At 43.0% G+C, this 24707-nt stretch carries 22 protein-coding genes and 1 tRNA gene; 10 read left to right on the top strand and 13 right to left on the bottom strand.

Annotation, left to right across the window (positions count from 1 at the left end; genetic code table 11):
- Window positions 1-206 precede the first annotated feature (206 nt).
- Both K5R16_RS01025 and K5R16_RS01030 read left to right on the top strand, forming a co-directional pair.
- Window positions 207-557 (top strand): hypothetical protein, encoded by a 351-nt coding sequence (locus tag K5R16_RS01025; RefSeq protein ID WP_220735685.1) that lies wholly within the window; start codon window positions 207-209, stop codon window positions 555-557.
- A gap of 151 nt (window positions 558-708) precedes the next feature.
- On the top strand, window positions 709-1377 hold the full coding sequence (locus K5R16_RS01030; RefSeq protein WP_220735686.1) for a thiopurine S-methyltransferase: 669 nt from the start codon (window positions 709-711) through the stop codon (window positions 1375-1377).
- Window positions 1378-1597: 220 nt separating this feature from the next.
- Here K5R16_RS01030 and K5R16_RS01035 read toward each other — a convergent pair whose 3' ends face one another.
- Both K5R16_RS01035 and K5R16_RS01040 read right to left on the bottom strand, forming a co-directional pair.
- Entirely contained in the window at window positions 1598-2638 is a 1041-nt protein-coding gene (locus K5R16_RS01035) for a porin (RefSeq protein WP_220735687.1), read from the bottom strand.
- A 497-nt stretch (window positions 2639-3135) separates the two neighbouring features.
- Window positions 3136-4197 carry a porin gene (locus K5R16_RS01040; protein WP_220735688.1) on the bottom strand — a complete coding sequence of 354 codons (1062 nt, stop codon included), beginning with the start codon at window positions 4195-4197 and terminating at the stop codon, window positions 3136-3138.
- Between the two features lie 369 nt (window positions 4198-4566).
- On the opposite strand from K5R16_RS01040, the gene tcdA reads away from it, so the two are divergent.
- Together tcdA and K5R16_RS01050 are read left to right on the top strand one after the other, a co-directional pair.
- Window positions 4567-5394: a tRNA cyclic N6-threonylcarbamoyladenosine(37) synthase TcdA gene (gene tcdA / locus K5R16_RS01045; protein WP_220735689.1), complete on the top strand. Its 828-nt coding sequence runs from the start codon at window positions 4567-4569 to the stop codon at window positions 5392-5394.
- A 153-nt stretch (window positions 5395-5547) separates the two neighbouring features.
- The gene (locus K5R16_RS01050) at window positions 5548-6165 is read left to right on the top strand and encodes a superinfection exclusion B family protein (RefSeq protein ID WP_220735690.1); all 618 of its coding nucleotides are present in this window, start codon (window positions 5548-5550) and stop codon (window positions 6163-6165) included.
- Window positions 6166-6261: 96 nt separating this feature from the next.
- Here K5R16_RS01050 and K5R16_RS01055 read toward each other — a convergent pair whose 3' ends face one another.
- Window positions 6262-6396 carry a DUF3149 domain-containing protein gene (locus K5R16_RS01055; protein ID WP_079891968.1) on the bottom strand — a complete coding sequence of 45 codons (135 nt, stop codon included), beginning with the start codon at window positions 6394-6396 and terminating at the stop codon, window positions 6262-6264.
- A 318-nt stretch (window positions 6397-6714) separates the two neighbouring features.
- On the opposite strand from K5R16_RS01055, the gene K5R16_RS01060 reads away from it, so the two are divergent.
- The 3 genes from K5R16_RS01060 (at window position 6715) to K5R16_RS01070 (ending at window position 8082) form a co-directional block, all read left to right on the top strand.
- Window positions 6715-6799: transfer RNA gene (locus K5R16_RS01060), tRNA-Leu, on the top strand.
- Between the two features lie 340 nt (window positions 6800-7139).
- Window positions 7140-7373 (top strand): hypothetical protein, encoded by a 234-nt coding sequence (locus tag K5R16_RS01065; RefSeq protein WP_220735691.1) that lies wholly within the window; start codon window positions 7140-7142, stop codon window positions 7371-7373.
- 436 nt (window positions 7374-7809) lie between these two features.
- Entirely contained in the window at window positions 7810-8082 is a 273-nt protein-coding gene (locus K5R16_RS01070; protein WP_220735692.1) for a hypothetical protein, read from the top strand.
- Between the two features lie 522 nt (window positions 8083-8604).
- Here K5R16_RS01070 and K5R16_RS01075 read toward each other — a convergent pair.
- Window positions 8605-9285 (bottom strand): TorF family putative porin, encoded by a 681-nt coding sequence (locus K5R16_RS01075; RefSeq protein WP_308440777.1) that lies wholly within the window; start codon window positions 9283-9285, stop codon window positions 8605-8607.
- Window positions 9286-9852: 567 nt separating this feature from the next.
- Here K5R16_RS01075 and nrfD point away from each other — a divergent pair.
- The 3 genes from nrfD to K5R16_RS01090 are packed head-to-tail and all read left to right on the top strand — an operon-like array spanning window position 9853 to window position 14560.
- Window positions 9853-10749 (top strand): NrfD/PsrC family molybdoenzyme membrane anchor subunit, encoded by an 897-nt coding sequence (nrfD, locus tag K5R16_RS01080; RefSeq protein ID WP_220735694.1) that lies wholly within the window; start codon window positions 9853-9855, stop codon window positions 10747-10749.
- 9 nt (window positions 10750-10758) lie between these two features.
- A complete protein-coding gene (dsrO, locus tag K5R16_RS01085) occupies window positions 10759-11475 on the top strand; it encodes a sulfate reduction electron transfer complex DsrMKJOP subunit DsrO (RefSeq protein WP_220735695.1) in 717 nt (238 codons plus the stop codon).
- A gap of 4 nt (window positions 11476-11479) precedes the next feature.
- On the top strand, window positions 11480-14560 hold the full coding sequence (locus K5R16_RS01090; protein WP_220735696.1) for a molybdopterin-dependent oxidoreductase: 3081 nt from the start codon (window positions 11480-11482) through the stop codon (window positions 14558-14560).
- A gap of 266 nt (window positions 14561-14826) precedes the next feature.
- Here K5R16_RS01090 and K5R16_RS01095 read toward each other — a convergent pair whose 3' ends face one another.
- From K5R16_RS01095 to K5R16_RS01135, 9 genes are all read right to left on the bottom strand, one after another.
- The gene (locus K5R16_RS01095; RefSeq protein ID WP_220735697.1) at window positions 14827-15789 is read right to left on the bottom strand and encodes a LysR family transcriptional regulator; all 963 of its coding nucleotides are present in this window, start codon (window positions 15787-15789) and stop codon (window positions 14827-14829) included.
- Window positions 15790-15938: 149 nt separating this feature from the next.
- On the bottom strand, window positions 15939-17057 hold the full coding sequence (locus K5R16_RS01100) for a site-2 protease family protein (protein ID WP_374758364.1): 1119 nt from the start codon (window positions 17055-17057) through the stop codon (window positions 15939-15941).
- An 85-nt stretch (window positions 17058-17142) separates the two neighbouring features.
- The gene (locus K5R16_RS01105; protein ID WP_220735699.1) at window positions 17143-18813 is read right to left on the bottom strand and encodes a DUF342 domain-containing protein; all 1671 of its coding nucleotides are present in this window, start codon (window positions 18811-18813) and stop codon (window positions 17143-17145) included.
- A 183-nt stretch (window positions 18814-18996) separates the two neighbouring features.
- On the bottom strand, window positions 18997-20025 hold the full coding sequence (locus tag K5R16_RS01110; RefSeq protein ID WP_220735700.1) for a methyltransferase: 1029 nt from the start codon (window positions 20023-20025) through the stop codon (window positions 18997-18999).
- 136 nt (window positions 20026-20161) lie between these two features.
- On the bottom strand, window positions 20162-21466 hold the full coding sequence (locus tag K5R16_RS01115) for an alkaline phosphatase (protein WP_220735701.1): 1305 nt from the start codon (window positions 21464-21466) through the stop codon (window positions 20162-20164).
- Window positions 21467-21484: 18 nt separating this feature from the next.
- Window positions 21485-22432 carry a glutathione synthase gene (gene gshB / locus K5R16_RS01120; protein ID WP_220735702.1) on the bottom strand — a complete coding sequence of 316 codons (948 nt, stop codon included), beginning with the start codon at window positions 22430-22432 and terminating at the stop codon, window positions 21485-21487.
- 118 nt (window positions 22433-22550) lie between these two features.
- Complete coding sequence (gene rsmE, locus K5R16_RS01125) at window positions 22551-23282, bottom strand: 16S rRNA (uracil(1498)-N(3))-methyltransferase (RefSeq protein WP_220735703.1); 732 nt, start codon at window positions 23280-23282, stop codon at window positions 22551-22553.
- A 14-nt stretch (window positions 23283-23296) separates the two neighbouring features.
- A complete protein-coding gene (locus K5R16_RS01130; RefSeq protein WP_220735704.1) occupies window positions 23297-24046 on the bottom strand; it encodes an endonuclease in 750 nt (249 codons plus the stop codon).
- 93 nt (window positions 24047-24139) lie between these two features.
- On the bottom strand, window positions 24140-24706 hold the full coding sequence (locus K5R16_RS01135; RefSeq protein WP_220735849.1) for a SprT family zinc-dependent metalloprotease: 567 nt from the start codon (window positions 24704-24706) through the stop codon (window positions 24140-24142).
- Window position 24707: the final 1 nt, after the last annotated feature.

Below are 24707 nucleotides of genomic sequence, written 5' to 3' on the forward strand. Positions count from 1 at the left end.
CAACATTCGCAAAGATAGTCCAAGCTGATTAACTAAAAAACTGACACTTAAAAGGGGGAAGTGGGTCACACCTAACCAATATTTTTGGATGAGATATTGATGTATATCAACTCTGTAACAATAAGAGAAAGGTAGTCTTAAAGTCAGTACTAATATAGAAGATATCAACTTAGTTTTATAAGTTAAATCAGCACAAAGGTGATTATATGTCAGGATTAGATAAGTCACGGTTAATCGAATTGCTCGAGTATCCTCGGCAGCGGATTTTGCAGTCAATGGAGCTAAACCAATGTCCTCACGCTGGTTTTTTTAATCATACAGACATGCAGTGCATCAATTGTCATCAAGGGATGGAGTGCACCTGGATGAACCATAACGATGAGACTGTTGCGGTGGATCAAAAGACAGCCGAAGAGCTCAAACAACAGTTACTGGTTGCTGTGGATTTTATTGATTCAAGCTTGAGTCCACACCATTTATCTCGCCGCCAGTGTGAGTGCGAGAATTGTACTTGGCTTAAGAAAGTACAAAAAGCGTTAGATATTCCTGCAAGCTAAAGCATTAGCGTTTATTTTTCCTTTTGCTAAATGAAGGTGTTGGCTTTAGAGTGTTGCTCATTCGGTATTAACAGAAGTCGCTTAATTAAGGGATAATGCCTTTGTTATAGCATTCTGCTTAAGCCCACTCTAACGCTCTAGGATTTTAGCAATGCAACCAAGCTTTTGGCATGAAAAATGGGACGCTCAACAGATAGGTTTTCATCTAAGCGCTGTTAACCCGCTACTGATTCAGTTTTGGCCACAGCTAAAACTCCCCGCAAAATCGCAAGTTTTTGTCCCTCTTTGTGGTAAGTCTCTTGATATGTGTTTTTTGGCTGAGCAAGGCCACGATGTGCTGGCTTGTGAGCTCAATGAACTTGCGGTATCCCAGTTCTATCAAGAAAATAACCTTACTCATAGCGTAGAACAAATTGGTGAGCATAAGCGTTATTCAACTGAGCAGATCACTATCTATCAAGGTGATATTTTTAGCCTCAAAAATACTAATAGTACAGAGTTTGCCAAAACCAGTGCTTTTTACGACAGAGCAGCCTTAATTGCTTGGCCTGAAACGATGCGATTGCAATACGCAAAGCAGCTTGCCAGCCTGATCCCAGCAGGCAGTGTTGGCTTGCTTGTGACGCTAGATTACCCGCAAGCAGAGCTAAATGGCCCACCATTTGCGGTATCCGATGATTGGGTGGCAGCCAATATGAGCACTGATTTCGAGATTGAGCGTTTAGCCTATGAAGATGTACTGAGTGACAACCCGCGCTTTGTCAAAAAACAGGTGTCATCGTTAACTGAGTCAGTTTATAAGTTAACCCGAAAAGGCTAACAGCGGATAAGCAGGATAAGAGCAGTGAAAGCTGAGGAAGATAGTCACGTCACTGACCATCTTTTATTTTTGTATCAATGTAGCGACGGCCTTGGTACTTCAGCTATCGGCATCTATTGATGGATAATAGTCTTCACTTGACCTTATTTCAGGCATTAAAAAAGCGACCTTCAGGTCGCTTTTTTGTACTTATGATTCAAGAGTCTAATGACTCATTAAATTAGAAGTTGTAACGAACACCAACAGTGAAGATGTTGTCGTCTTCTAGGTTAACTTTATTACCTGCGACTTTGTGCTCACCTTCGTACATAGCGTAGTGGCCATATACCATAGTTGATTTAGAGATCTTGTAGTCAGCACCAACAGTGATAACTTGAACATCAATGTCAGTTCCAATTACTTTGTCACCAGCAATTTTTGGTACAGAGTTTTGGTAGAACTTACCAAATCCACCTTCGTCTTTACCATATTCAGCTTTAAGGTTAACGCCGTTTAGGTTGTAAGCAACGTTTACAAAGTAAGAATTACCTTCTTGCTCAGTTGTTTGGCTTTCAGTGTTTTGGAATAGACCACCTACTTTGAAATCGCCTAGTTTAACTTGAGCCACACCACGGTATGCATCGATGCCACCGATAGTGTTGTAAGCAGCTGCTACGTAGTAGTTCTGTGCTTTAAGCTTCTTGTCACCGATAGTCGCGCTAAGTGCGTACTGATCTTCGTAAGAAGTTTCGTTAGCTTCGTTAGTGTAGTTGTCTTCCATTAGGTACGTAGCGTTCAACGTCACTAGGTCAGCAATTTTTGGCGAGTAGTACCAGATACCATCGCCCTTACGTGCTTGACCACCAACTAAACGGTCAATATCGGCGTTTGTGTTACCAAATACGTCAACACCACCTTCAGCTTGCTTGAATACTGTGTCGTTACGTCCAACAAGTACAGTACCAGCTTGAGATTTAAGACCTAGGAAAGTATTACGAGCCTTGAACGTCTCACCTGAGTTAGTAGTGTTCTCTACTTGGAACTCCATTTGGTAGATAACGTCGATGTTGCTAGTTAGGCTTTCGCTGCCTTTAACACCTAGGTGAGAGAAGTTGTTCTCTAGAACAGTACCTTCTTTACCATTTTGTGTAGTCGCACCAGTATCTGAGTTAGTTACTGATAGATCTAAACGACCGTAAAAGCTTGGACCTTCGGCTAGCGCGCCGAAAGAAGCTAGGGTTAAAACTGATGCCACTGATGCAGAGATTAGTGTCTTTTTCATTTCATTTGCTCCCAGAACCTAAGTTCTTATACGTTTCTTATGGTTTTTTACATAAACTTTTGTTTTTGTTACAAGCATCCGAGCTCATAACAATTGTGGGTGCAAATATTACAGTTTTATGGCTTTCAAATTGTGGGCTAGATCAAGTTTTTACTTTTCCACCGTAGATTTGCTGCTTTTTTGTGGTGCTTGAGGGTTTTTCGTTATCTAAATGGCAATATATACAGAATTCAATGTCATAAACTATCCCTAAAGGAGTATTTGTGGCGCTTTTATGTGGGAATGATGTTGTCTTAAATTGTCAGGAATAAGCCAAAACTGAGCCGAGAAATGGCTAAGTTTACAATGTTAAAAATGAGTGTGTGGCCGTTATCGTGTCAAAATGGAGTGAAGTAGCCGGAATGTTGCGTTTATGTTGTGTGCGGGTGAGGCTGTTCATTTATAAGAACAATAAAAAAGGCAGCCAAAGCTGCCTTTTTGTTGAGCAGGTTAAAAGCTTAGAAGTCGAAACGCATACCTATGGTAACAATATCATCACCAAGGTCTTGTTTAATGTTGCTCAGCATCATGTCGCCGTCATACTTAGTATAGTGTCCATAAATAAGCGTGTTCTTGCTTAAGCGGTAATCTGCACCAACACTGAACTGCTGAATATCGACGTTGCTGACGGTTTCTAGACCACCATCGACATTACCAACATAACGGCTGACGTATTTGCCTAGACCGGAATCATCGCTACCGTACATCGCTTTCAGTTTTAAGTTACCCATCACGTATGCCGCGTTGACGAAATATGTGTCACCTTCAAGATTGGCATACTTGCTGTCAACATGTTCACTGTTTTGGTAGAAACCACCTAGAATAACATTGCCTAGTTTAACTTGAGCAACACCACGGTAAGCTTTAATGTTTTCAATACTGTCATTGTAAGCCGCTGATACATAGTAGTTCTGCGCTTTTAGCGCTTTGTCACCAATTGTTGCACTCAGTGCGTACATATTGTCGGTATACTTTTCTTCACCATCAGTATCAACTTGATCGTAGTTATCATCCATCAAGTAAGTTGCATTTAAGGTAACGAGGTCAGCAATTTTTGGTGAGTAGTAAGTAAAACCATCAGCACTACGTGTTTGACCCGCAGCTAATAGATCGATGTCTGAGTTAGTATTACCAAACAAGTCAAATCCGCCTTCAGCGGCTTTGAAAACGGTGTCGTTACGACCCACAAGAATAGTACCTGCTGCTGCAGACTTAAGACCTAAAAAGGTATTACGTGCGCCGAATGTGTCACCTGAGTTGTCGAAGTTGCTTACGCCAAACTCCATTTTGTAGACAACTTCTAACTCGTCATTAATTTTTTCAGTGCCTTTAACGCCTAACCAAGAGAAGTTGTTCTCAATGATAGTGCCAGATTTTTGGTTTTGGGTGGCGAGACCCATGTCTGAATTGGTGATTGCTAGGTCAGCACGACCATAAAAGTTCGGGCCATCAGCTAGTGCTGTAAAAGAGGTGGCAGTCAGTGCTGAGATAATAGTGGCGGACAGAACAGTTTTTTTCATTTTCATCTTCCTATAGCTTGAAGCTATTCTAAGTTTGGGCTGCCATCTCGGTTATTGAACCGGCTGAATAACCAAGGTGAAGCTGTATTTGTCGATAGAAATACTGCAATGAAAGGGAACTTATAAGTGTGATCTTGGTCAAGTTTTGCGGATGATGTGTGATATTAATCATAGTTGTTTACCTAGATTAAACAGTTACTTAATTTAAATTAGATAGTTGATTACAGGGATGTTTCGAAACACTGTTTTTTGCTTTAAATCGTTTACATAGCTTTCATTGCTACAGGTAATAATTTAGAGTTTTCAGAAGAATTAATATAAAATTGACCATCACATTTTATCTATTACGCCTCCAGATTGAGTATTACCTTGAATAATCAAATTTTGTCAGACGCCTACCTGAATCGTTTTGCTGGTATTGGTCGTTTATACGGTCAACAAGCGCTTCATTGTTTTGCTCAATCTCATGTTGTGGTTGTTGGAATTGGTGGTGTTGGTACATGGGTGGCGGAGTCTTTAGCGAGAAGTGGCGTTGGTCAAATCACCTTAATCGATCTCGATGATATCTGCGTGACTAACACTAATCGTCAAGCCCATGCGTTAAAAGAGACGATTGGTGAATCTAAAGTCGAAGTGATGGCACAACGATTAAAGCAGATTAATCCAGAGTGCATGGTGAATGAGGTTGAAGACTTTATTACCGTAGATAACTTGGCGGAATATTTTCTAGGAAAGAAAGCGGGTGGCGACTTAGATTATGTGATCGATTGTATTGATGCAGTCAAACCCAAAACGGCATTAATCGCTTGGTGTAAAAGGCAAAAACTGCCAATTATTACTGTTGGTGGTGCGGGTGGGCAAAGCGATCCAACCCAGGTACAAGTCACCGATCTTGCCAAGACTTACCAAGATCCTTTACTTGCTAAAGTACGTAATTTACTAAGACGTGAGTATAATTTTTCTAAAAATGTAGCGCGTCGATTTGGCATTGAAGCTGTGTTCTCGACCGAGCAGTTAGTTTACCCTCAAGCCGACGGTTCAGTTTGTAATACCAAGGCAACGGCAGACGGCAGCATGCGCATGGATTGTGCCTCAGGCTTTGGTGCGGTAACGGTTGTCACTGGTACATTTGGTTTTGTTGCGGTTAGTAGAGTCCTAAGCAAGCTTGCAGCTAAAGCACAACGCAGTGAGTCATAATCATTGCTTGAGTAACCTATCCGTTAGGGCAGATGTTCTGACGGTCGACTCACTAACAAGCTAACTTTTTGATCTTTATTTTTTTGACGCGATCTTTGGCATTGTTTTTGCTTTTGTCTGGTTAGGAACAGAATTCTGACACTGGATTTGGCAATGCAAAAAATTAACCTCAATGCACTTTCTTTTACTGGTAAATCAATTAAAAAATTGATCTTTAATGCAATGCTGTGGCTTTCTTTGGCATGTACTGCGTTATTATTCTCGCCAGTTAATTTTCTTGCCTCAATTAATCTTGCTGAATTTTCAGAGCAACATGCCAATCTAATCGGTCTAGGTTTAATTATCGGCGCCGCATATTTATTGACGCAGATCCTTAACTATTTCCTTGATGAAGCCATTGGTTATTTAAGTGATAAACGCTCAGTTGAAGTCATTGAAGAGAAGGTGAAGCTACTAGATCCTACGGAGCGTGCTTTATTGAGAGAGTTTTTTTTGCAGGGGGAAACGATTTTAACTCTGCCTGAAGCTGAACAAGCAGTGAAGAGCTTATCTAAAACGGGAATACTGGAGCACCTTGGTAATCAAAAGCATTATGCTATTCAAGGTTCAACCGCAGACTTCAAAATATCGATGCGTGCTCGTGAGTATCTAAATCGTCAAGTGCTGCGCTTTCCGGTTGGAGAGCCTAGTCCTGAAGAGATGAAAAACCTGATTAAAGCTCGCCCGCAGTTCATTAATAGTTTTGTTACACCGCGTAAACACGCAGCTTAAGCTTTTTAGCTGTGGCTGGTTCTGTTCGTTTAATAGTGAAAAAACAGACAAAAAAATGGGGGCAAATAGCCCCCTGCATTAATAGAACGTTGGAGATTAACTCTCAGGATCCGCAGACTTGGTATAGAACATCCACATTAGATAGGAGACGATACCTATCGTACTAAAAATTACTATCATTGATAGCAAGCCGATAGCGTTGCCAAACATCAAATCTAACCAGAATGCCATGTCCGAAATCCTCTTTCTTCTTAGTTCACAGTTAAAGTACTCCTCTGCATTCCTGGCGTAATTGATCTTGGTCAAGTTATAGAGTGGTTATTGGTATTTTGCTGCGCAAGTGTTAATAAAGATGGCGTTGATCACACTTTGCTAATGCTTACATTCGCTAAAGTAAATTCGGTTGCTGGAATTAGCGCATTTTTCGCGACTGAGGCTGAATTTTGTTCAGTTGATAAGAAAGTCAAATCAAAGTGCTTGCCATTACGATATCCGAAGGTATAATTCGCTTCACTCCTTGAGGTCCACCTCATTGAGTCGAGTAACAAAGCCTGAGTGGTGGAATTGGTAGACACGTCGGATTCAAAATCCGATTTCGAAAGAAGTGACGGTTCAAGTCCGTCCTCAGGTACCATTTCTCTTAAAGAGAAATAATCAAACCGACATTAAGTCGGTTTTTTTGTGCCTGAAATTCACGGCTTGCTCACTCTTGGTTTTTCCAACTGCTAACAACTTACTATTTTAATAGTTTAAGTTGCCATTGAATGCATCTGCACATGTTAGTTAATATTGACTAGTGACCCACATTACTTCTGTTCAACTTGTCATGCATCCTATGCAAGTGACCACTTTATCATGATAAATTCCTCCAATATCAGATTTGATATCGATAGTGTCATTGCTATATAGGAATCTATTTAAAGGAATGTAATGTATCTCTAATCAAAAATATTCTTGGGTTTACCGCCTTAGCCATGCTGTCGCTATCAGCACAAGCGATGACGGTGGAAGAGTTTTCCAAGCATCCACAATTTTATGATGTCAAAATTTGTCCCGACGGTAAGTACATTGCTGTATTAATCAATACCGAAGGGCGTAAGACGTTGGCGTTTCTAGAGACTGATACTAAGAACAAATCACTTACACTGTACTTTGCGGCAAGCGTGACCAAACTGGAGACTATATACTGGGTTATAACGAAAGGTTAGTCGCTCAAGTTGAGCTGGTCAGTGGTCAATTTGAGCATCCTGCGCTGCGGGTGAGCTTTACGCTGTGAATTACGATGGCAAGAAAAGGAAAATGATTTTTGGTTATCGCTCTAAACCTGGCATTGTATTTGGAACTGAGTATGGGCTTCTTCTTCTGGCTAATCTCGAGGGTGATGATAAGCATGTTTTTATTGAAAACGTACGTTGTCAAAGACCCGTAGTGCTATCCCGCAAGCAGTGAAACTTTATGTTTATAACGGTTGAGAAAGACGAATTAAAAAAGCGTCGATAGCTTACGATAGTTTTTTAGTTGATCACGCTAGTACGCCACGTTTATCTATTGGCGTTAACGACAATGCTCTCCCCCAAGTTAGCTACAGTAAAGGTAAAGATTAGCAGAAGTTTAGTGAGGATATTGAAGGGGAGTTTCAAGTGTTTGGTTTTTGCTGAAGACAATAAAACCGTTGATATCATGCAAAGTAAAAAGGGCGAACCTAAAGGCCTGTATGAGCACAATATAGAGTCGACACTGTTATACGAGAGTGTGCTTGCTGAGCCTTCAGTTGTATTGCGTGTTGATCTGAATCAAGTATATGGGGTTCGTATCTATGAGGACTACCCTAGTTTTCATTTTATCAATAAAGACTCGCCGAAAAATCAGTTACACCAAAAATTAGTTAACTCATTTAATGGTGAGCATAATCGCTGACAGGCATAAAGCCGTGCTGCATGTGTCAGGCGATCGCAACCCTAGCGAGTTCTATCTATACGATACGAAAACCAATAAAGCAGAGCATATGTTTAGTCGTCTCAATTGGATAGATAAAAGCAAATTGGTGCCCACCGAGCTTTTTCGAATTAAAACGCCCGATGGCTTAGTACTTAATGACTATATGACGCTGCCGTAGGGAAAATCGAGTAATTTGGCGACAGTAGTGATCCCACATCGTGGACCACAAAATTTAAGACGATATCTTATTGGTTACTAAATATGCGGTGCAAACTGGTGTTTCAGTTAATTATTGGTGCTTGAGTTTGCCCATGTAGCCTGTCTCGTGTTGGTACTTATAAGATCAGATCACAGAGCGACCAAATAGTTCCTTCGATTTTGGCCATTACGCCTAGTGAATTAGCATGGTTTCGATAAGTTACTATGAGTATGTTGTTAATGGAATCTATTTTATAGACTCCATTAACCTTTATGTTAGGACCAAACATATCAATTATAAGATTAGAAGTTATACGCTATTCCAATCATATAGTGGTCATCGTTAAATTCGTGATAACTGGCTTCAAGCATCAGATCAAGCTGTGACAGCAGCGGATAACAGTAACGCAGGGCGACGTCGTAGGCCGTGTCAGCCACCATGCCATTATCATTAAAATCATAGGCTTCGGCATCGGTAAATAGACCCGCATGTGCTACCAAGGTGCTGTCGTTAAATAGTGGGAATGAGTAATTCAGTTCGGTGTACCAAGCTTCTACATCCTGATCGTAATTAACTGCCAGATTCATTGCCTGATAATCTACTGACAGTGCATATTCGACGCTATATCCACCCGCGCCGTAAGTGTACTTCATGGCATTGAAACCGAAACCTAAATTATCGTTAACCATTTGGTAATAACCGCCGTAGTAGTCGATTTCATAGTCGTTATTTACATCATTTTCATCCTCATAGCGGTAGGTCTCAAATGAGGTTCCTAAATAAAACCCACTATCGTGTTCCACCATAAGATCGGCTTGGAGCGATGGCTTATCATCACTAATTGTCTGCCCACGCCAGAGGTAATTGCTCAACCCCATCATCACTCCTGATGTCGTAAATTGGCTCTCTTCGGCAGCGACGGTCTGACTGGCACTCATAGCAATTGCTATTATGCACGATGTTAATAGTAATTTTTTCATCATTAACCCTTATATTAAATAGTTTGTCTATTTGATAGTTAGTATGTGTATTTTTGTGTAATTGTTTTCGCTATTTACTTTACAATCTTTTAGTTTATTTGAATAAGTTGATTTGTGAAAATATAGAAACGCTTGCAGTTTTATATTTATTTGTGATTTTTGTTTTTATTTTTATTTTTTGATAAATGCATTTTCTGCTTTTATGGATATGGTTGTAAATATAAATTCTTATTTATCATGAAAAAGTTTAATCTTTATTTTTGCTTCATGTCGTTGGTTTTAACGATTTTTAGTCTTCGGTGTGGTTTTATTGTATTTCGGGAAATGTATTTATCGAAATGTGTTAAATATGGGTGGATTCAAAAATAACAAATTGAATTCATATTTTATAACTTTGTGTGACTTAGTGCTATTTTAGTTTTTATTAATGCTATGTATTATTTTGTCAACGGCCAGGTTTTAATTTGGTTATTAGTTATTGTCTTCATTAATTGTACTTACCTTTGGTTTCGATTAGGTATGGATAAGAAGTCGTCAATAAAGGTATAAATATTATAATAAGGGATTTTTATGAACGAAGTTCATTGGGGGTTGCTAGTCGCAGCCTATCTGTTTTTAGCCGGAGCCGGAGCCGGAGCACTTTTTATTAGTGGTTGTCTCGTGCTATCTAATAAAATTCAAGTGCCGCATCACTTAGATACGGCAAAAATGAGCGCCATTTTGGGTACACTATTATTAATTATTGGTACGGGAATGATCGTATTCGATCTCACCTCATTCCAATACGGGATTGCTCATGGTGATATGAGTAAATTCTTTCGTTTCTATCGCCTGTTTATGACCTTTGAGCCAAGCTCCATGATGAGCATTGGTACCTGGTTGCTGACGTTGGCGATTGTCTTTGCCTCGCTCTTTTGTCTCTCATTTAGAGCGAAAGGTAATCAGCTTGCCTATAGCCGCCCCTTTGCCGCAATTAATGTCATCTTGTCTATCTGCGTTGCTTCATATACCGCATTACTTATTGGTGATATCAACCATAACTTGGTTTGGTCAAACAGTATTCTGGTGGTGATATTTTTATTGTCGGCCCTCTCTTGTGGTGCCGCTGTGATATTGATGGTTAAAACCCGTCTCAAGATAACCGATGTCAACCACTCCTTCGCTAAATCAGATTCAGCACTGTTGGCGCTCGAGTTACTTACCGTGTGTGTGTTTGCCTACTCGATTCGCAACATCAGTATATTCAATGGAATAGACAACCTTCTTTCTATCTCAAGTGATGCCGGTGCTATTTGGTGGATAGGTGCTGTTTTAATCGGATTAATCATTCCATTATTGCTGAACGTAACGTCAATCATTGGTAAGACAGCGGTGTCTCATAGCAAAGAGTATCTGTTAGCTGTGTTGATATTAATTGGTGCATTTTGCTTGCGCTATTCGGTTTTACTCGCGGGTCAGTATTATTAGGAGTCTACGATGCTAGATAGAAGAAGAGCCCTCAAACTATTGGCTGGCGGTGCAATTGCTACAACTGGGGTCATGTTTATGCCTGCGGGCAACGCGATTGCAGCGATTCGTCAACAAGGTAAAAAGCGTCTGGCTATGGTGATCGATCTTAGCCGATGCAATGGTTGTAAAGCGTGTGTTGTCTCCTGTGGCATGGAAAATGGTACCAAACCCGATGAACATCGCACCCAGGTTATTCAAACCAGTGCGGAAATTGGTGATAAACAGTACGCATTCAATCTGCCAATCATGTGTAACAACTGTGAGACCCCCTCATGCGTGTCTGTTTGCCCGACTGGCGCGACATTCAAGCGTGAAGAAGATGGCATTGTCGTCGTGGATTCAACGCTTTGCATAGGGTGCAACTACTGTATCCAGGCATGTCCATACGGTGGGGTTCGTTTCACTAACTCAACCACGGGTACCGTAGATAAGTGTAACTTCTGCATTCAGCGTACTTCCAGAGGCTTGCTACCTGCCTGCGTAGAGACTTGTACCGGTGGTGCACGTGTCTTTGGTGATATTAACGATGTTAATAGTGAAATATCCAAACTGCTGAGCCAGAGTAACCCTATGGTGCTGCAGGCGAGCAAACAGACTTCACCTAATGTTTTTTATATTGGCTTAACGCAAGAAGAGAGCAACACCGCGTTCAGTATACATTCTCCTCAATTGTGGCAGAGGTAGCATCATGGATCGTAGAAATTTTTTAAAGGCGGGATCGGTCGCCGCAGTGATGACAGCGGGTACGGCAAGTACCAACGTTATGAGTTCGGCTGATAGTAAGACGAGTGATGCAGATATTAATAAGTATGCACCCACTTCATTAACACCAGAGTATCGCTTCGATGCGGACAATAAGATGATTGAAAACCAGGATCAGCGCTTCGCGTTTTCCAAGTGTTATGGTTGCTTCAATGTCTGTGGTGCGCGGCTGAGTATCGACAATAAGACCGACAAGGTGTTACGCGCCGTGGGTAACCCTTATACCTTGACCAATAATGCCGGTCAACCAATGACAATGGAAACAGCGCCTAAAGATGCCATGTTCCAGCTCTCTGCGGTCAGTGGTATGAGTCAAAGCAATCGGGCAACCCTTTGTGGTCGTGGTAATGCGGTTCCCGATGCGTTCGATGATAAACACCGAATAACCTCTTGTATGAAACGTGTCGGTAATCGTGGTGAAAACAAGTGGCAAACAATCTCCTATGAACAATTGCTACAAGAGGTCATTGATGGAGGCGATCTCTTCGGTGAGGGTGATGTCGAAGGTTTGAAGGCGATCCACGCTAACCCGGCATTAGCCAACCCGGCTTACCCTGATTTTGGTCCGGTTAAAAACCAGTTGCTGGTTTCAACGTCATCTGAGCAAGGTGCGAGGGCCGATTTTATGCATCGCTTTGTTTATGATGCCTGGGGGACACCCAATATCGGTACCAAGGACTCTTACTGTGGCCACCAACAGGTTGCGGGCTGTGCCTTGGGTTGCTTCGACGCTGTCGATGAGATGGCGCTGCCTCAAGCCGATTATGAAGAGTCAAAGTTTGCTATTTTCATCGGCACTAATCCTGGGACCAGTGGTAATGGTTTGAATGTAGGCTCTCGTCGTTTATCTAAGGCGCGTAGCGACCGTGATGACTTTAAATATGTGGTCATCGATCCCATTCTGCGTTCATTAACCTCGGAAACAGATACCACAAATGGCGAATGGCTACCGATCAAATCTGGTGGTGATACCGCGTTAATGTTCGCTATGCTGCAGTACATCATTAACCATGAGCGGTATCGCAGGCCTTATCTGGAAGCGCCTAGCCAGGCAAGTGCCAGCGCCGTTGGTGAGATGAATTACACCAACGCCACCTACCTTGTGGTAAAAGATAAAAAAAACCCTCTTTATAACCAGTTTCTGACTGCAGAGGCCTGTGGATTAGGCGACGCAGAAGTGAAGATGGTGATAGATAAACAAACCGGTAAACTGGTCACGGGAGATAGTGAGCAGGCGGCAGCATTATTCTATAGTGACAGCGTTACCTTAGGCGATGGTTCACAAGTGCAGGTTGAAACGGCGTTTTCACTGCTTAAAAAGCGCGTCAACAGTCACTCCATGCAAGATCTGTCGGAGCGCTGTGGGATCCCGCCAGCCAAGATAGAAGAGCTGGCTAAGGAGTTTACCTCCCATGGTCGCAGTGTCTCTATTGAAACCAATACTGGCTGCAACGCTACCGATGGCGGTCAGTTTGCCTTTGCGATGATTATGCTGGCGACTATGGTCGGCGCGCACAATGCTAAGGGCGGCATGATGCATATGGGCGGGGTGGGATATGCCGCCATGTATGACATCTATGACGGCCCCTTGTATAACTTAATGGACTTTGAACATACTGAGGTAGTCGGATTTAATGCCGAGCGTTCCGGTGATTATGAACAGAGCCACGAGTATCAGCAGAAAGTGGCGCAAGGGTTGAATCCATACCCTGCAAATGAGGCATGGAACAACACCTTTGTGCAAGATAACAGTGGTGAGTTGCTGGTTGCCCATGCCAATAAAAACCCGTTTAACTTCAAGGCCTGGATAACTTGGTCTACCAACCCAATTTACGGTTGCTCAGGTCTGCAGGATCAGGTTGAAGATTCCATCAAAGATCCTAAGCAACTGGGCTTGATCATTGCGCTCGACCCTTATATCAACGAAACCAATGTTTTCGCAGATTATATTGTCCCGGATACGCTTCAATATGAGGCATGGGCAAGTTCACGTATGTGGGGCAGCGAATATATTGGTGATGTGGCTTGTGTTCCGGTTGTCGAAGCGCGCACCGCTAAAACCGCTAAAGGTGAGCACGTCAATATGGAGCAGTTCATCATCGACGTCAGTAAAGCAATCGGCTTAAAGGGATTTGGCGATAACGCATTTACTGATGTTGCAGGTAAATCATACCCGCTGAATACGCCGGCTGATTTCTATGTCCCCTTATTTGCAAATATCGCACATACAGGCACGGTATTACCAACGCCTACAACAGAGGACATTAAGTTCACCAGTGTCGATCGTGCTTTACCTATGTTCGAAGCACGTTTGAAGCCGCAAGAGGTTGGACCAACAGCGTTTATGCTGACTCGTGGTGGACGTTATGAGCGTGTCGATGAGCGTTATGAAGGCGAGTTTTTCAACGCGGCGATGCGGATGGATACTCAGTTTCAGATCTACAACGAATCATTAGCCAGAGTAAAGGACTCCTATACGGGAGAGTTCAATGATGGTCAGCCTGTTTACGATGTTGATCGTTTCTGGGATGGTTCATCGGTTCGAGATCACTGGAATGAGCAAGACTATCCGTTTAACTTCTCAACCTTTAAGTTGCACCTGCGTAGCCCCTATTCAGTGTCCCTGCCTCGCATTACTTCTTTAGGAGATACAAACTATATTCAGTTACATCAGGATGATGCAGCTAAATATAACCTGAAATCTGGCGATAAGGCTCAGATTCTCTCACCTAAGGGCAAATACTTAGAAGGGATCGTTCAGGCGGATAAAACGGTTGCGCGGAGCACTATCGTCGTCGGTATGGGTTATGGCCATACCGCATTCGGTGCCAGTGCCGTTGAGGTCGATGGCCTGGTACGTCCAGGGATCAAAGAACGCGGTACAGGGATCTGCCCCAATGCGTTTAACGTAGTCGACCCAACTCGTAAAGGCGCTAGTCTTTATCGTGATAGAACCTTCGGTTCGACGGCGAGGCATGGTGTTCCCGTAGGGCTCAAGAAAGTATAAAAATAACTGATTAAACGCTAGGCCCCTCCTCGTTATCGGTAATGGTAATGAGGTTGGCCTGAGCTGTAAACATGTATCCTGAACTCGGGATAATGAGTGAATATTTATCTTTTTCTACATTGAGGAGTGAGTTGTTGTGCGCTTAGCTGGCGGATACGTTGTTCCCCTCCATTCTGTCGGCTCTTCAACACCTTTTACCCTATAACCTCTATTTATCTGATTAAAGGATAAGTAGAGGATTTTTTATAAAGCCAGCATTAGCAGGTTTAAAACTTCAGTGCCAAGTACCACTCATCTCTAATGTTGTTAAACAGTTGCTGCTTGAGCCAGTGGTGAGTCGCTGATTGATTAATTTCGGAGTAAATCAGATAATTTCCTACTCTGCGCCCTACGTTGATCATACCAAGTAGTTGTTCGGTAAGATCATGGGGTAGGGTGCAAGTTTGTATATTTGGAATTAAGTCATAGTATTCACGAGTAAAGACATTACAGCTCATCGAAATTGAATTGGTATCGATAATATGACGACTCAATGCAGCGATATTATCTGTAGCACCAACTATTTGTAGACTCTTTCCCTGTTTTCTCGCTATCTGCTCCAGTATTGGGGAGCAGAGGTCATTAAAATTATCCAATGCAAAATAACCATACTGACATAGATTATTGACAGTAAGCTCATCATTAAATACAGGGTGCCCAGTCTTGGCGATTAAAAAAATCTCTTCAGTCGGGGAGAGCATTTCATTGATGATTTTATGCTCTTTAAAATTTTCGTATACCACGGCAAAATCGATTTCACCATGTTCGATGGCTCGGCTGCAGTCGCTGGACAGGGTTCTAATCTCGAATGTTAAATTTGGAGCTTTTGGTAACACGAATTCATTGATGACTTTATTTATCACGTAGGTAAATTCGTTATAGGCATAGATCTTAAAATGCCCCTTAGCGGTTAGGGGATTGAATTGAGTATGGTTGTGCTGGAGAACCTGATAACCATGTAGAAGTTGCTTAACACAGGGTAAAACCTGTATCGCTTTATCCGTTAACACGAAACCCTGAGCTCGACGAATAAATAGTACGTCTTTAAAGATGTCTCTTAATATACCGAGATGCCGACTTACCGACGAAATACTCATACCTAATTCGTTAGCGACTAAGCCAGCATTTAAATGCCGGCTCACGGATTCGAATACAATTAAAGAGTGATAATCTAACCGTTCAATATTCATGTTTGATACAAAATAATTTCTTTGTTATTTCATATCATATGAGTCTGGAGGCGGCAAACATGGAGTGCCAAATTTGAGCCATGGATTGGATTTTTGTTGCTTGATTTTTAGCTAGTTGGGCGTGATGATTCACGCTCATAAATACATATTTAGCTCTGCAATATCTTTAATGGTAAGCGCAGCATATCGTCACCGCTACCAGCCAGGTACCAGATAATTCCAATCAAGCATCCAACTGTGAGGAAATACCATACTGCTGAGAAGATTTGACCGTAGCGATCAAGTGGCAGTAAGTGACTTTGATGACGGGCTTTCCATTCAAAGACGATTTCAGCGCTACCAATGAGTAGCAGGAAGCCTAACAGCGCCAAGCCAAGGCTATAGCTGATGTAGACGCCAACTGCTGCGCCTGCAATACATGCAACAAGCCCCATAACGCTGTTCATCGAAAAGCTGATGCTTTTGAGAATATGACCGCCATCAAGGGGTAATATCGGTAACAAGTTAAACAGATTCAGCAATGCATTAAAGGCCGCTAATCCGGCAAAGAAGATATTACCTGTTACCCAATAGGCAATCAGCGCAGCGATTGACATGAATAGGCCAAATGTAGGCCCCATTATTGAGATCACTACATCTTGCCAGCGAGTATTTATTTTCTCATCACTTAAGGCTAAGCCGCCCATAAAGGGGATGAGGTAGATCCCTTTTGTTTTCATGCCAAAATACTTCATCGCACGAATATGACCATATTCATGGAATACCAAACAGGCAATAAGCGCGAGAGCAAACTGAAATGAAAACAACCAAGAGTAGGCGGCTACACTGGCGCCAGCTAATACGACTTTAATCACCTTGGCGCTTTTTAATAGCTTAAAGCCCAGAGATGCAAGGCCGATCATGCTAAATTGCTTTTTTTCTACAATAGCGACAGTTGGGACTTGTTGCTCAATATCTTTAGTGTTGCGCTTGCCGCTAGCGATGACATTCTCATCTTGCAACAGGCGGTAATCGATGACAAAAGGCTGCCAACGTAAATCCGTTTCTAAAGTGATTTTTATGGTTTTATGTGGGGCTTCATCTGGTGAATCAATTGTGGCAGGAGTTGCAGTATTAAGCTCAAAAGAGTGGCTTTTTAAGCCTTCGTTGTCGCTACTTGCTTGAATAACCGAGACTAAGGCGTCGCCCCAAAACAGTTGTTGCCAGCCTGCCAATGAGCCTTCTAAGCGAAGCGGCTTACCTAGGCAGTCAATTTTCAATAATTCCACGTCATATCTCAACGATTTAAAGTAACGTTATTATGACGCTAACCATCACCCTTAGGCAATGGCTGTAAACCTGTCAGTTGTCGGGCTATTTTTTAATACTGTAATCGTAGTCAATCTCTTGATTACAGTTGGTGATACAGCAGGGACCATGTTCTCTTTGAGTTCGGTTGAACGCGCCACCAATATGGATCTCGATATTGGCGAAAACATGTTTTAATGCATCAATACGGTAGTTTTTGTAATAGCCTTCAACTTCTTGCTTAGTCGTTTCAAACTCTGTTTCTTCCTCCCTCAATGTGCTGATGATTCGCCGTTTCTCCTCTAGCATACCTTTGACTTGCTCGACCATCATTTCGTCGTCTTGCCATTGCGCTTTTGGCGGCAGGTTACCTAGCTGTCCTTCAATATTTTTTATTGCGACTCTCATTGAGGTAATGCTCTCTTTGAGCTGAACCAGGTTATGCTTGTGTTCGCTAATATGCATGGCGCAGAAGATTTCAGTTTTTGTGCCTGCAGTTGCGCCAATGGCAACGACCTTCACCCCTTTATCGACTTCGACTTTACCTCCGACTAAATCGCCGCGGCGACCGCTCGCATCGCAAACTATTAGCTGTTGTTTAGTTTTAGCATGACTATGCAGGAGTTGTTTGGTTACAAGAATATTACCTGTGGCTTCAAGATTTGAGTATTGAACGAATTGAGCACTGATCTGCCCTTGAGCTTTGAGTGTGGTAGAAAGCGCATTGTCTTTTAGCTGACGGCCAATAACGCCTTTACTGACAGTAACATCGCCTTGTGCAATTAGGGTTGCAGAATCCACAAAGCCCATCACCGTGATATCACCGCTGCTTTTAACCACCATACCTTCGCCAACATCACCGGTAATTAACACGCTGCCTTTAAAGTCGACATGGCCATAACCAACGTTGACATCTTTTATCTGCAGTACGTCATCAACTTGCATGCCATTTTTGGTTTCTACCGGTTGCCCTGCAACGCTTGCGATAAGCAGGTTAGGGTTATTGGTACAAAACTCGGTGCCCTCACCAGCAAGTAGTTTTATATCTTTGCCTGGCTTAGCAAGCAGTTTGTCGCCAAAGACGTTGTAGCCATCAACTCCAGCAGTCGCTGGGTGCTTCAAAATAAGTGCGTTGCCGGCCTTTACCATGATGACCGAGCCGAGGTTGCGCATATCAACGCTGCCGTCACTGTTCTCTTGAGGTTGTAATAGCCTTTCTCGTGCCAGCATGACTTTGCGCTCAACGCTGGCAGTGTTTCCATGAACGGGCATACGACCCTGGGCGATAATATTAGAGCAGGCATCGCCTGGTAAAAGGTTGGCTAATTGCTTTAACGATAGTTCTATTTTGGGTTTACTTAAACCAAGTTTAATATGCTGCGATTTTAAGTTTTGCAGGATATCTTTCAAGGTGATCGTTTGGCCGCCATACGCTGCGGTCAATGTCATTGAAGCTTGCATTTTGTCATCGGAGAACTCAAAGCTGATTACGGCATCGCGACGCTCAGCGATTTCAAAACGTTGTTCAAACTGGCCGTCATCAGTACCCGATAATTGGTTTATCTGGATAACAGCTTTGCTTATCGTTTCTTTGAGTGGAAATAGGGCGCTAAAGTCGGGAAATGCCAATAGCTCCACAATGTCCTTTTCAGTTAAAGGACCATGGGTATTGGGAATGAGTGTTAATACGGCTTTTTTACCGTCAACACCTAACTCTATAAGCTCCGGATGCAGCATGCAAACCCCTAGTATTTACTCTTTTTATAAGAGATATTACCTTTGATTATAAGCATATAATATCCGTATACGGAAATATTAAATTAACAATATTTGACAAAGATATCAGTGAATATGTAACACAATATTGATTACAGAATAATCAGCTGGTTAGAGGTTCAAAGCATACTTTAATACTCTGCTTTAACGTTTTGTGTTGGAGTATATTTTGTAGCGATTATTTTCGGCACTAACGTTCACTTTGCCAAAGTTCTCAGCGATACAATCCGAATAGGGGAGGTGGCGGTTAGCAACAATATGGAACAACCCTCCCCGTACTAAATTGGCCGCGCTGGCTTTGACGAAATCTGTCGCAATATTGGTGGTACTGGTTAAGCCGTCATGAAAAGGAGGGTTAGAGATAATGCCATTGTAGTGCTGATTGGTTTGCGCCATGCCGTCAGATGCAAATACATTGGCGTTAAGTCCATTGGCTTGCATTGTTAGTTCGCAAGAGGCTAGAGCCATCGCGTTAATGTCGACGCAATCAAGCTTGAGTGTCGGTTGTGCCGTTAGTAATGCTGCGGCGATTACCCCTGCACCACAGCCAAAATCAAGCACATTACCTTGCATTCTCGGCAGATTTTCGAGCAGTAACTTAGTGCCTTCATCAAGTTTTTTCTCACTAAACACGCCTACCAGGTTACAGATAGTGATCTCACCTTGTGGTGTTTGCAGTTGATACTTGCTGTACCAATCTTGCAGTTTTATCTCTGGTGCTGGTCGATTTAGCTCACTGGTGAATACGATGCAGTGGCGGGCATTATCCGTTTTAAATGCTTTGTCGAAGTAATCAGGGAGTTGTTTAGGTAATGACTTAATACCGCCTTTATTCTCACCAACAACAATGAGCTGTCCTTGAGGTTTAAGGTGTTTCGCCGCTAGGTTGAATAGATACGGTGCTAGTGCTTTGGCTTTTGGAAAATAGACTATGACGCTATCAAAGCACTCTTGGCTAGGCAGTTGATGACCAAAATACAATTGCAGATTTTTGGCTGCGTAGGGCTGCATTATAAGGTGGTGATGAAAATCCAATGCTAAGGCAGTTACGCTCGACGCGCTATCTAACAGCGCTTTAGGAAGTGTATCACCTTCGTAGTTGAGTACTAATACAGATTGGTCTTTGACTAAATCACTATTTCTAAGAAGGACTTGCGAAGCGTTGGTTAGCATGAGTTTTCAAGGTTGGATGTTAAGTGGCAGTAATTATACCCAATTGGCCTAAATATGCACATTGCACCAATATAAAAATGCCAGCTAACCACAAAAATTAACTGACATTTATTCTTAATTTTAGATTGTTATTAGACTAATCTTTCTTTGGCAGCAGACTCATCATCTTTTCAGCTATCTGGGTGTTGTCTTGATTGCCTTTAAACAGATCGGCGGCTGGGCCTACAGCAAAGACTTGCACGTCACTGCCGGTGTGGCCACTTGTCGTCCAGCCTGTATGGCTGCGGATATCGATAAGCTTCTTCAGGGCTATTTGCAATGCTTCATTGCCCTGCATGCGCGCATTACTCAACTGTTGTAATTCTTCGGCTGTTAAATCAAAACCAAGGCTTTTGCTTACACCTGCCTGCCACTCTTCATTGGCAATGGCTGCTACGCTAATGTTTGATGGGCTAGCGCTAATGCCTTTAAGCAGCTCGGTGTCCCAAGCATATTCGCCATTCGCACCAATAGAGAGGCCACCAGTATTATGATCCGCAGTTGCGACGAGTAAGGTATCTGGGTGTTGGCGAACATATTGCTCGACTACTTCCATCGCGTTGGCAAAGCTGTGCATCTCTGCCATGGCGGTAGCTATGTCGTTATTGTGTCCAGCCCAATCGATTAAGCTGCCTTCAACCAATAGTACAAAGCCTTTATCATTTTGCGATAGTAGCTCTAAAGATTTTTGGGTCAGACGGCTTAATGTATTCGGGTCTGTATCGTTAATCACCCATGGTAGTTGCACCTCGGCAAACAGACCAATGACTTTGGGTTTGGTAATGGATTCAAGCTGTGCCAAGTCATTAATATGTTGGTAGCCTTTGGCTTCAAACTGGCCTAGTAGCGCTTCAGAGAAGTATTTCTGTCCGCCACCTAAAATGACATCAGCATCAGACTGCAGCATATCGGTGGCAATTGCGTCGTAGTTGCGACGGCTTTCGTTATGCACTAAAAAGGCTGCTGGTGTTGCATGGTTTACTTGTGAAGTCACAGCTACACCTGTTGACATGCCACGCGCTTTTGCCATCTGCATGATGGTGGTCAATGGTCGCTTATTGGTATCGACTGAGATGGCGCCGTTGTAGCTTTTAAACCCAGTGGCAAGTGCAGTAGCTGATGCCGCTGAATCGGTTACATAGCCGCTTTCTCTCGCGGGGTAAGTGGATGCCATACCCACTAACAGGCGATCAAATACAGTCTGCTCGATCTCTTCGGTATCAGGGTTGTCCTGAAAGTAACGATAGGCGCTGGTATAAGCGGGACCCATGCCGTCGCCGACCATGATGATCATATTCTTAGGTCGTGATGGTGCATCTGTAATATCGATATTGGCTGCAGCATACAGTGGCAATATGGCAAGGGCACTAAGGACCCAAGTAAAGGTGTTTCTAAAAGTCATACCGGGTCCTTGGACTGGTTATTTGTTGATTCTAGCTTCAATGGCGTCCATTAACATGCCGCTAATATCGACATCAAAAGCAGCTTCAATCTCTTTTATGCAGGTTGGACTGGTGACATTAATTTCAGTCAGTTTGTCACCGATAACATCGAGCCCAACAAAGATTAGCCCGCGCTTTTTAAGCTCAGGACCTATGGTGCGGGCAATATGCCAATCGGACTCAGATAAAGGTTGAGCAACACCGCGGCCACCGGCTGCTAAGTTACCACGTGTTTCACCTTTTTGCGGAATACGTGCTAACGAGTATGGGACGGGTTCGCCATCGACAACCAAGATACGTTTGTCGCCTGAAGTGATATCTGGAATAAAGGCTTGTGCCATTGCATATTGCTGGCCTTCACTGGTTAAGGTTTCGATAATCACACCAAGATTTGGGTCATCTTTTTTGACTCTGAAAATAGAGCTACCGCCCATGCCATCTAATGGTTTTAGAATGATGTCGCCTTTTGCTTTGTGGAAAGCACGAATACGTTGCTCGTCACGAGTAACAATAGTCTCAGGCGTAAACTCAGAGAACCAAGCGGTAAACAGTTTCTCGTTAGCATCACGCAGGCTTTGCGGCTTATTGACGATAAGCACGCCTTGCTCTTCAGCTCGCTCAAGCATGTAGGTTGAGTAGACGAACTCAGTATCGAATGGCGGGTCTTTGCGCATTAAAATAACGTCTAGATCGGCCAAAGGAGTGTCGATAGCTTCTTCAAGCTGATACCAATCAAGTGGATCTTGTTTGACTGTTAATGCACGCATGGTCGCCATCGCTTGGCCATTCACCATGGCTAAATCATTCATCTCCATGTAAAACAGCTGGTAACCGCGAGATTGGGCTGCCATTAACATGGCAAAGCTTGAATCTTTCTTAATATTAATGTCGCTGATGGGATCCATCACGATACCGAGTTTAATCATGGAGCGTATTCCTTATCTAATATTCGTATCAAGGCTAAACATGGGGGCGACTAAGCCGCTTTTCTAGCATTGAACTTAAATTCTTGTCATTGCACAATTAACTCATCATGCCAGAGTATTATCCAATATCACCAAATTTTAGCTGTAGAGCCGTGATGGTGGTGAGTGCGGCCGTTTCAGTGCGCAGCACACGTGGACCAAGCAGGACATCGGTAAATCTATGGGTCTCGGTCATGGTGATTTCAGTTGCTGATAAGCCACCTTCAGGGCCAATAACCAAGCGCACGCGATTGTTAGGTAAACTGAGTCCATTAATCCCGTGAGAGGCTCTTGGGTGCAAGTTCAGCTTAAGTGAGCTTGTCTCCTCTGCGCACCAATCAATCAGTTGCATGGCGGGACGAATAACTGGCACCACACTGCGACCAGATTGTTCACAGGCGCTAACGACTATTTTTTGCCACTGCTGGATCTTTTTCTCTAAGCGCTCACCGCTTAATTTGACTCCACAGCGCTCAGAGAAAAGTGGTGTGATAGTGTTAATACCCAACTCGACAGACTTTTGAATGGTAAAGTCCATTCTGTCTCCACGGGAGATCACTTGACCTAAATGTAGATGCAGTGGCGACTCGCTGTCGTTGCTTTCACAGGATAAGACCTTTACTGCGACGTTTTTCTTACTGGCGCTGACAATCTCTGCGAGGTAATCATGGCCGTCACCATTAAATAAACAGACTTGCTCACCTGCAGCCATTCTCAGTACGCGGCCTACATGACCTGCAGCTTCCTCGTGAAGTGACACTGTTTCATCAATAGCCAACGAAGAGGCTTGGTAAATTCTTGGAACTCTCATGGTACAGGTTTGCCTTATTCTGCGATGTTCGATGCTGAGATTAGTTGCTGACACTGAGTTTGTACAAAATGATTGTGATTACCTTGTACATTTGCAATAGCTTGATCTCGCTTGCACTCAATAGTATCAACTGGATAGCTTTTATCCCATGCTTTAAATAACTTTAATTGGCTACTGGATATTTGTAACGCATAGGCGTTTTGCATATAAAGATAAATGCGGGCGATTTGCCCTCGAGTATAACTAGGTGGCTGCACTTTTCGCGACTTAAAATCGACGCTCATATCGCATTGGCCATATTGTACGGGGTTAGCATTCCACTGGCTAAAGCGATAGTTACTGCGATCGCCATTTACTTCGCCAATAGCGGGCACTAAATTGTGCAGATCTGATTCCATTTTTTTGAATAGTTTATCAGTCCTACCACAGTTTTTTCGTCCACCTTTTTGCCAACATTGGCGTTGGTGGCCGAACTCCCAAGCCGGAACGATATGCTCCCACTCAATTCTTGCGGCCCTTTTTTGTTGCTTACGCACCTGATAACCACAACGGTTAAAGTCAGTTCGCCATTTTTTGCCTTCAATCTTAATATCGCAGCCGCAATAGAAACTGCTGATAGGTAAAGCTTCGCTGTAGAGCTTTTTAGCTAAACGTTTCGCTTGGCTGAAACTGGTTGGGTGCTTTGCTTCGGCAAAACTCTGCTGAGGTGCTAGCCATATAATACTAAGCGCTAATAAAAGCGTTTTAAATCCACTGCTGTTCAATCTTAATCCCCAATACTAACGAATCGAAGGCTCGTTTGCGGCGATTGTAAGGGAGCAGAGGGGTTGGAGCAATATGGGAAGAGATTGAAAGCGCTAGCCAGCTTTAGTATTTAGTAAATTCTGACCGCATTTACGACAACGGTATTGGGTATCTCCTCGTACAACTTTGTTATGACGCCTGATGCTCAGGTTTACCGAGCCACAACCGCAAAAATACTCGAATGTCTTACCTTCGACTGATTGAGTATTAAAGCTATGCGTAGTGCGAGGTTGGCGTTGATAAAGCTGACGCATTAAGCGTTGCCATTCAAGACCGTGAGGTTTTACTCTGCCATAGAGTTGGAAAGCCAATAGATGGCAGATCTCATGTGGCACCACATCATCAACAAAAGCTTGTGAGTTATCTTTAAGTAACAGCGGATTAAAGCGCAGTTTATTGAGTTGTAAATGCGCTGTGCCTGCACTTTTTCCGCGCAGCTTAAAGTTGACCTCTGGTCGTGGGAACCGTTGTGACAATGCCGATTCCGCTATTTGATAACAGCGCTCGACCTGAACCGCAATGGATTGCTGCAATGGGTCGTTGAACGTCAGCTGAGGGTAATTCACCAGAGAACTGGTTTTTAATTGCTTGGACTTGAAAGGGTTAAGCGCTTTGAACATT

The organism is Shewanella sp. c952 (genome assembly GCF_019654975.1).
In the GTDB taxonomy this organism is placed as follows: domain Bacteria; phylum Pseudomonadota; class Gammaproteobacteria; order Enterobacterales; family Shewanellaceae; genus Shewanella.

What these genes read in the sequence shown, in the direction of transcription:
- K5R16_RS01110 (WP_220735700.1), bottom strand. Translation starts at nt 20,025, where the DNA reads ATGCTAACCAACGCTTCGCAAGTCCTTCTTAGAAATAGTGATTTAGTC.
- K5R16_RS01065 (WP_220735691.1), top strand. Translation starts at nt 7,140, where the DNA reads ATGCTGTCGCTATCAGCACAAGCGATGACGGTGGAAGAGTTTTCCAAG.
- K5R16_RS01025 (WP_220735685.1), top strand. Translation starts at nt 207, where the DNA reads ATGTCAGGATTAGATAAGTCACGGTTAATCGAATTGCTCGAGTATCCT.
- gshB (WP_220735702.1), bottom strand. Translation starts at nt 22,432, where the DNA reads ATGATTAAACTCGGTATCGTGATGGATCCCATCAGCGACATTAATATT.
- K5R16_RS01055 (WP_079891968.1), bottom strand. Translation starts at nt 6,396, where the DNA reads ATGGCATTCTGGTTAGATTTGATGTTTGGCAACGCTATCGGCTTGCTA.
- K5R16_RS01090 (WP_220735696.1), top strand. Translation starts at nt 11,480, where the DNA reads ATGGATCGTAGAAATTTTTTAAAGGCGGGATCGGTCGCCGCAGTGATG.
- K5R16_RS01040 (WP_220735688.1), bottom strand. Translation starts at nt 4,197, where the DNA reads ATGAAAAAAACTGTTCTGTCCGCCACTATTATCTCAGCACTGACTGCC.
- K5R16_RS01115 (WP_220735701.1), bottom strand. Translation starts at nt 21,466, where the DNA reads ATGACTTTTAGAAACACCTTTACTTGGGTCCTTAGTGCCCTTGCCATA.
- K5R16_RS01050 (WP_220735690.1), top strand. Translation starts at nt 5,548, where the DNA reads ATGCAAAAAATTAACCTCAATGCACTTTCTTTTACTGGTAAATCAATT.
- K5R16_RS01075 (WP_308440777.1), bottom strand. Translation starts at nt 9,285, where the DNA reads ATGATGAAAAAATTACTATTAACATCGTGCATAATAGCAATTGCTATG.
- K5R16_RS01135 (WP_220735849.1), bottom strand. Translation starts at nt 24,706, where the DNA reads ATGTTCAAAGCGCTTAACCCTTTCAAGTCCAAGCAATTAAAAACCAGT.
- K5R16_RS01030 (WP_220735686.1), top strand. Translation starts at nt 709, where the DNA reads ATGCAACCAAGCTTTTGGCATGAAAAATGGGACGCTCAACAGATAGGT.
- dsrO (WP_220735695.1), top strand. Translation starts at nt 10,759, where the DNA reads ATGCTAGATAGAAGAAGAGCCCTCAAACTATTGGCTGGCGGTGCAATT.
- nrfD (WP_220735694.1), top strand. Translation starts at nt 9,853, where the DNA reads ATGAACGAAGTTCATTGGGGGTTGCTAGTCGCAGCCTATCTGTTTTTA.
- rsmE (WP_220735703.1), bottom strand. Translation starts at nt 23,282, where the DNA reads ATGAGAGTTCCAAGAATTTACCAAGCCTCTTCGTTGGCTATTGATGAA.
- K5R16_RS01105 (WP_220735699.1), bottom strand. Translation starts at nt 18,813, where the DNA reads ATGCTGCATCCGGAGCTTATAGAGTTAGGTGTTGACGGTAAAAAAGCC.
- K5R16_RS01035 (WP_220735687.1), bottom strand. Translation starts at nt 2,638, where the DNA reads ATGAAAAAGACACTAATCTCTGCATCAGTGGCATCAGTTTTAACCCTA.
- K5R16_RS01095 (WP_220735697.1), bottom strand. Translation starts at nt 15,789, where the DNA reads ATGAATATTGAACGGTTAGATTATCACTCTTTAATTGTATTCGAATCC.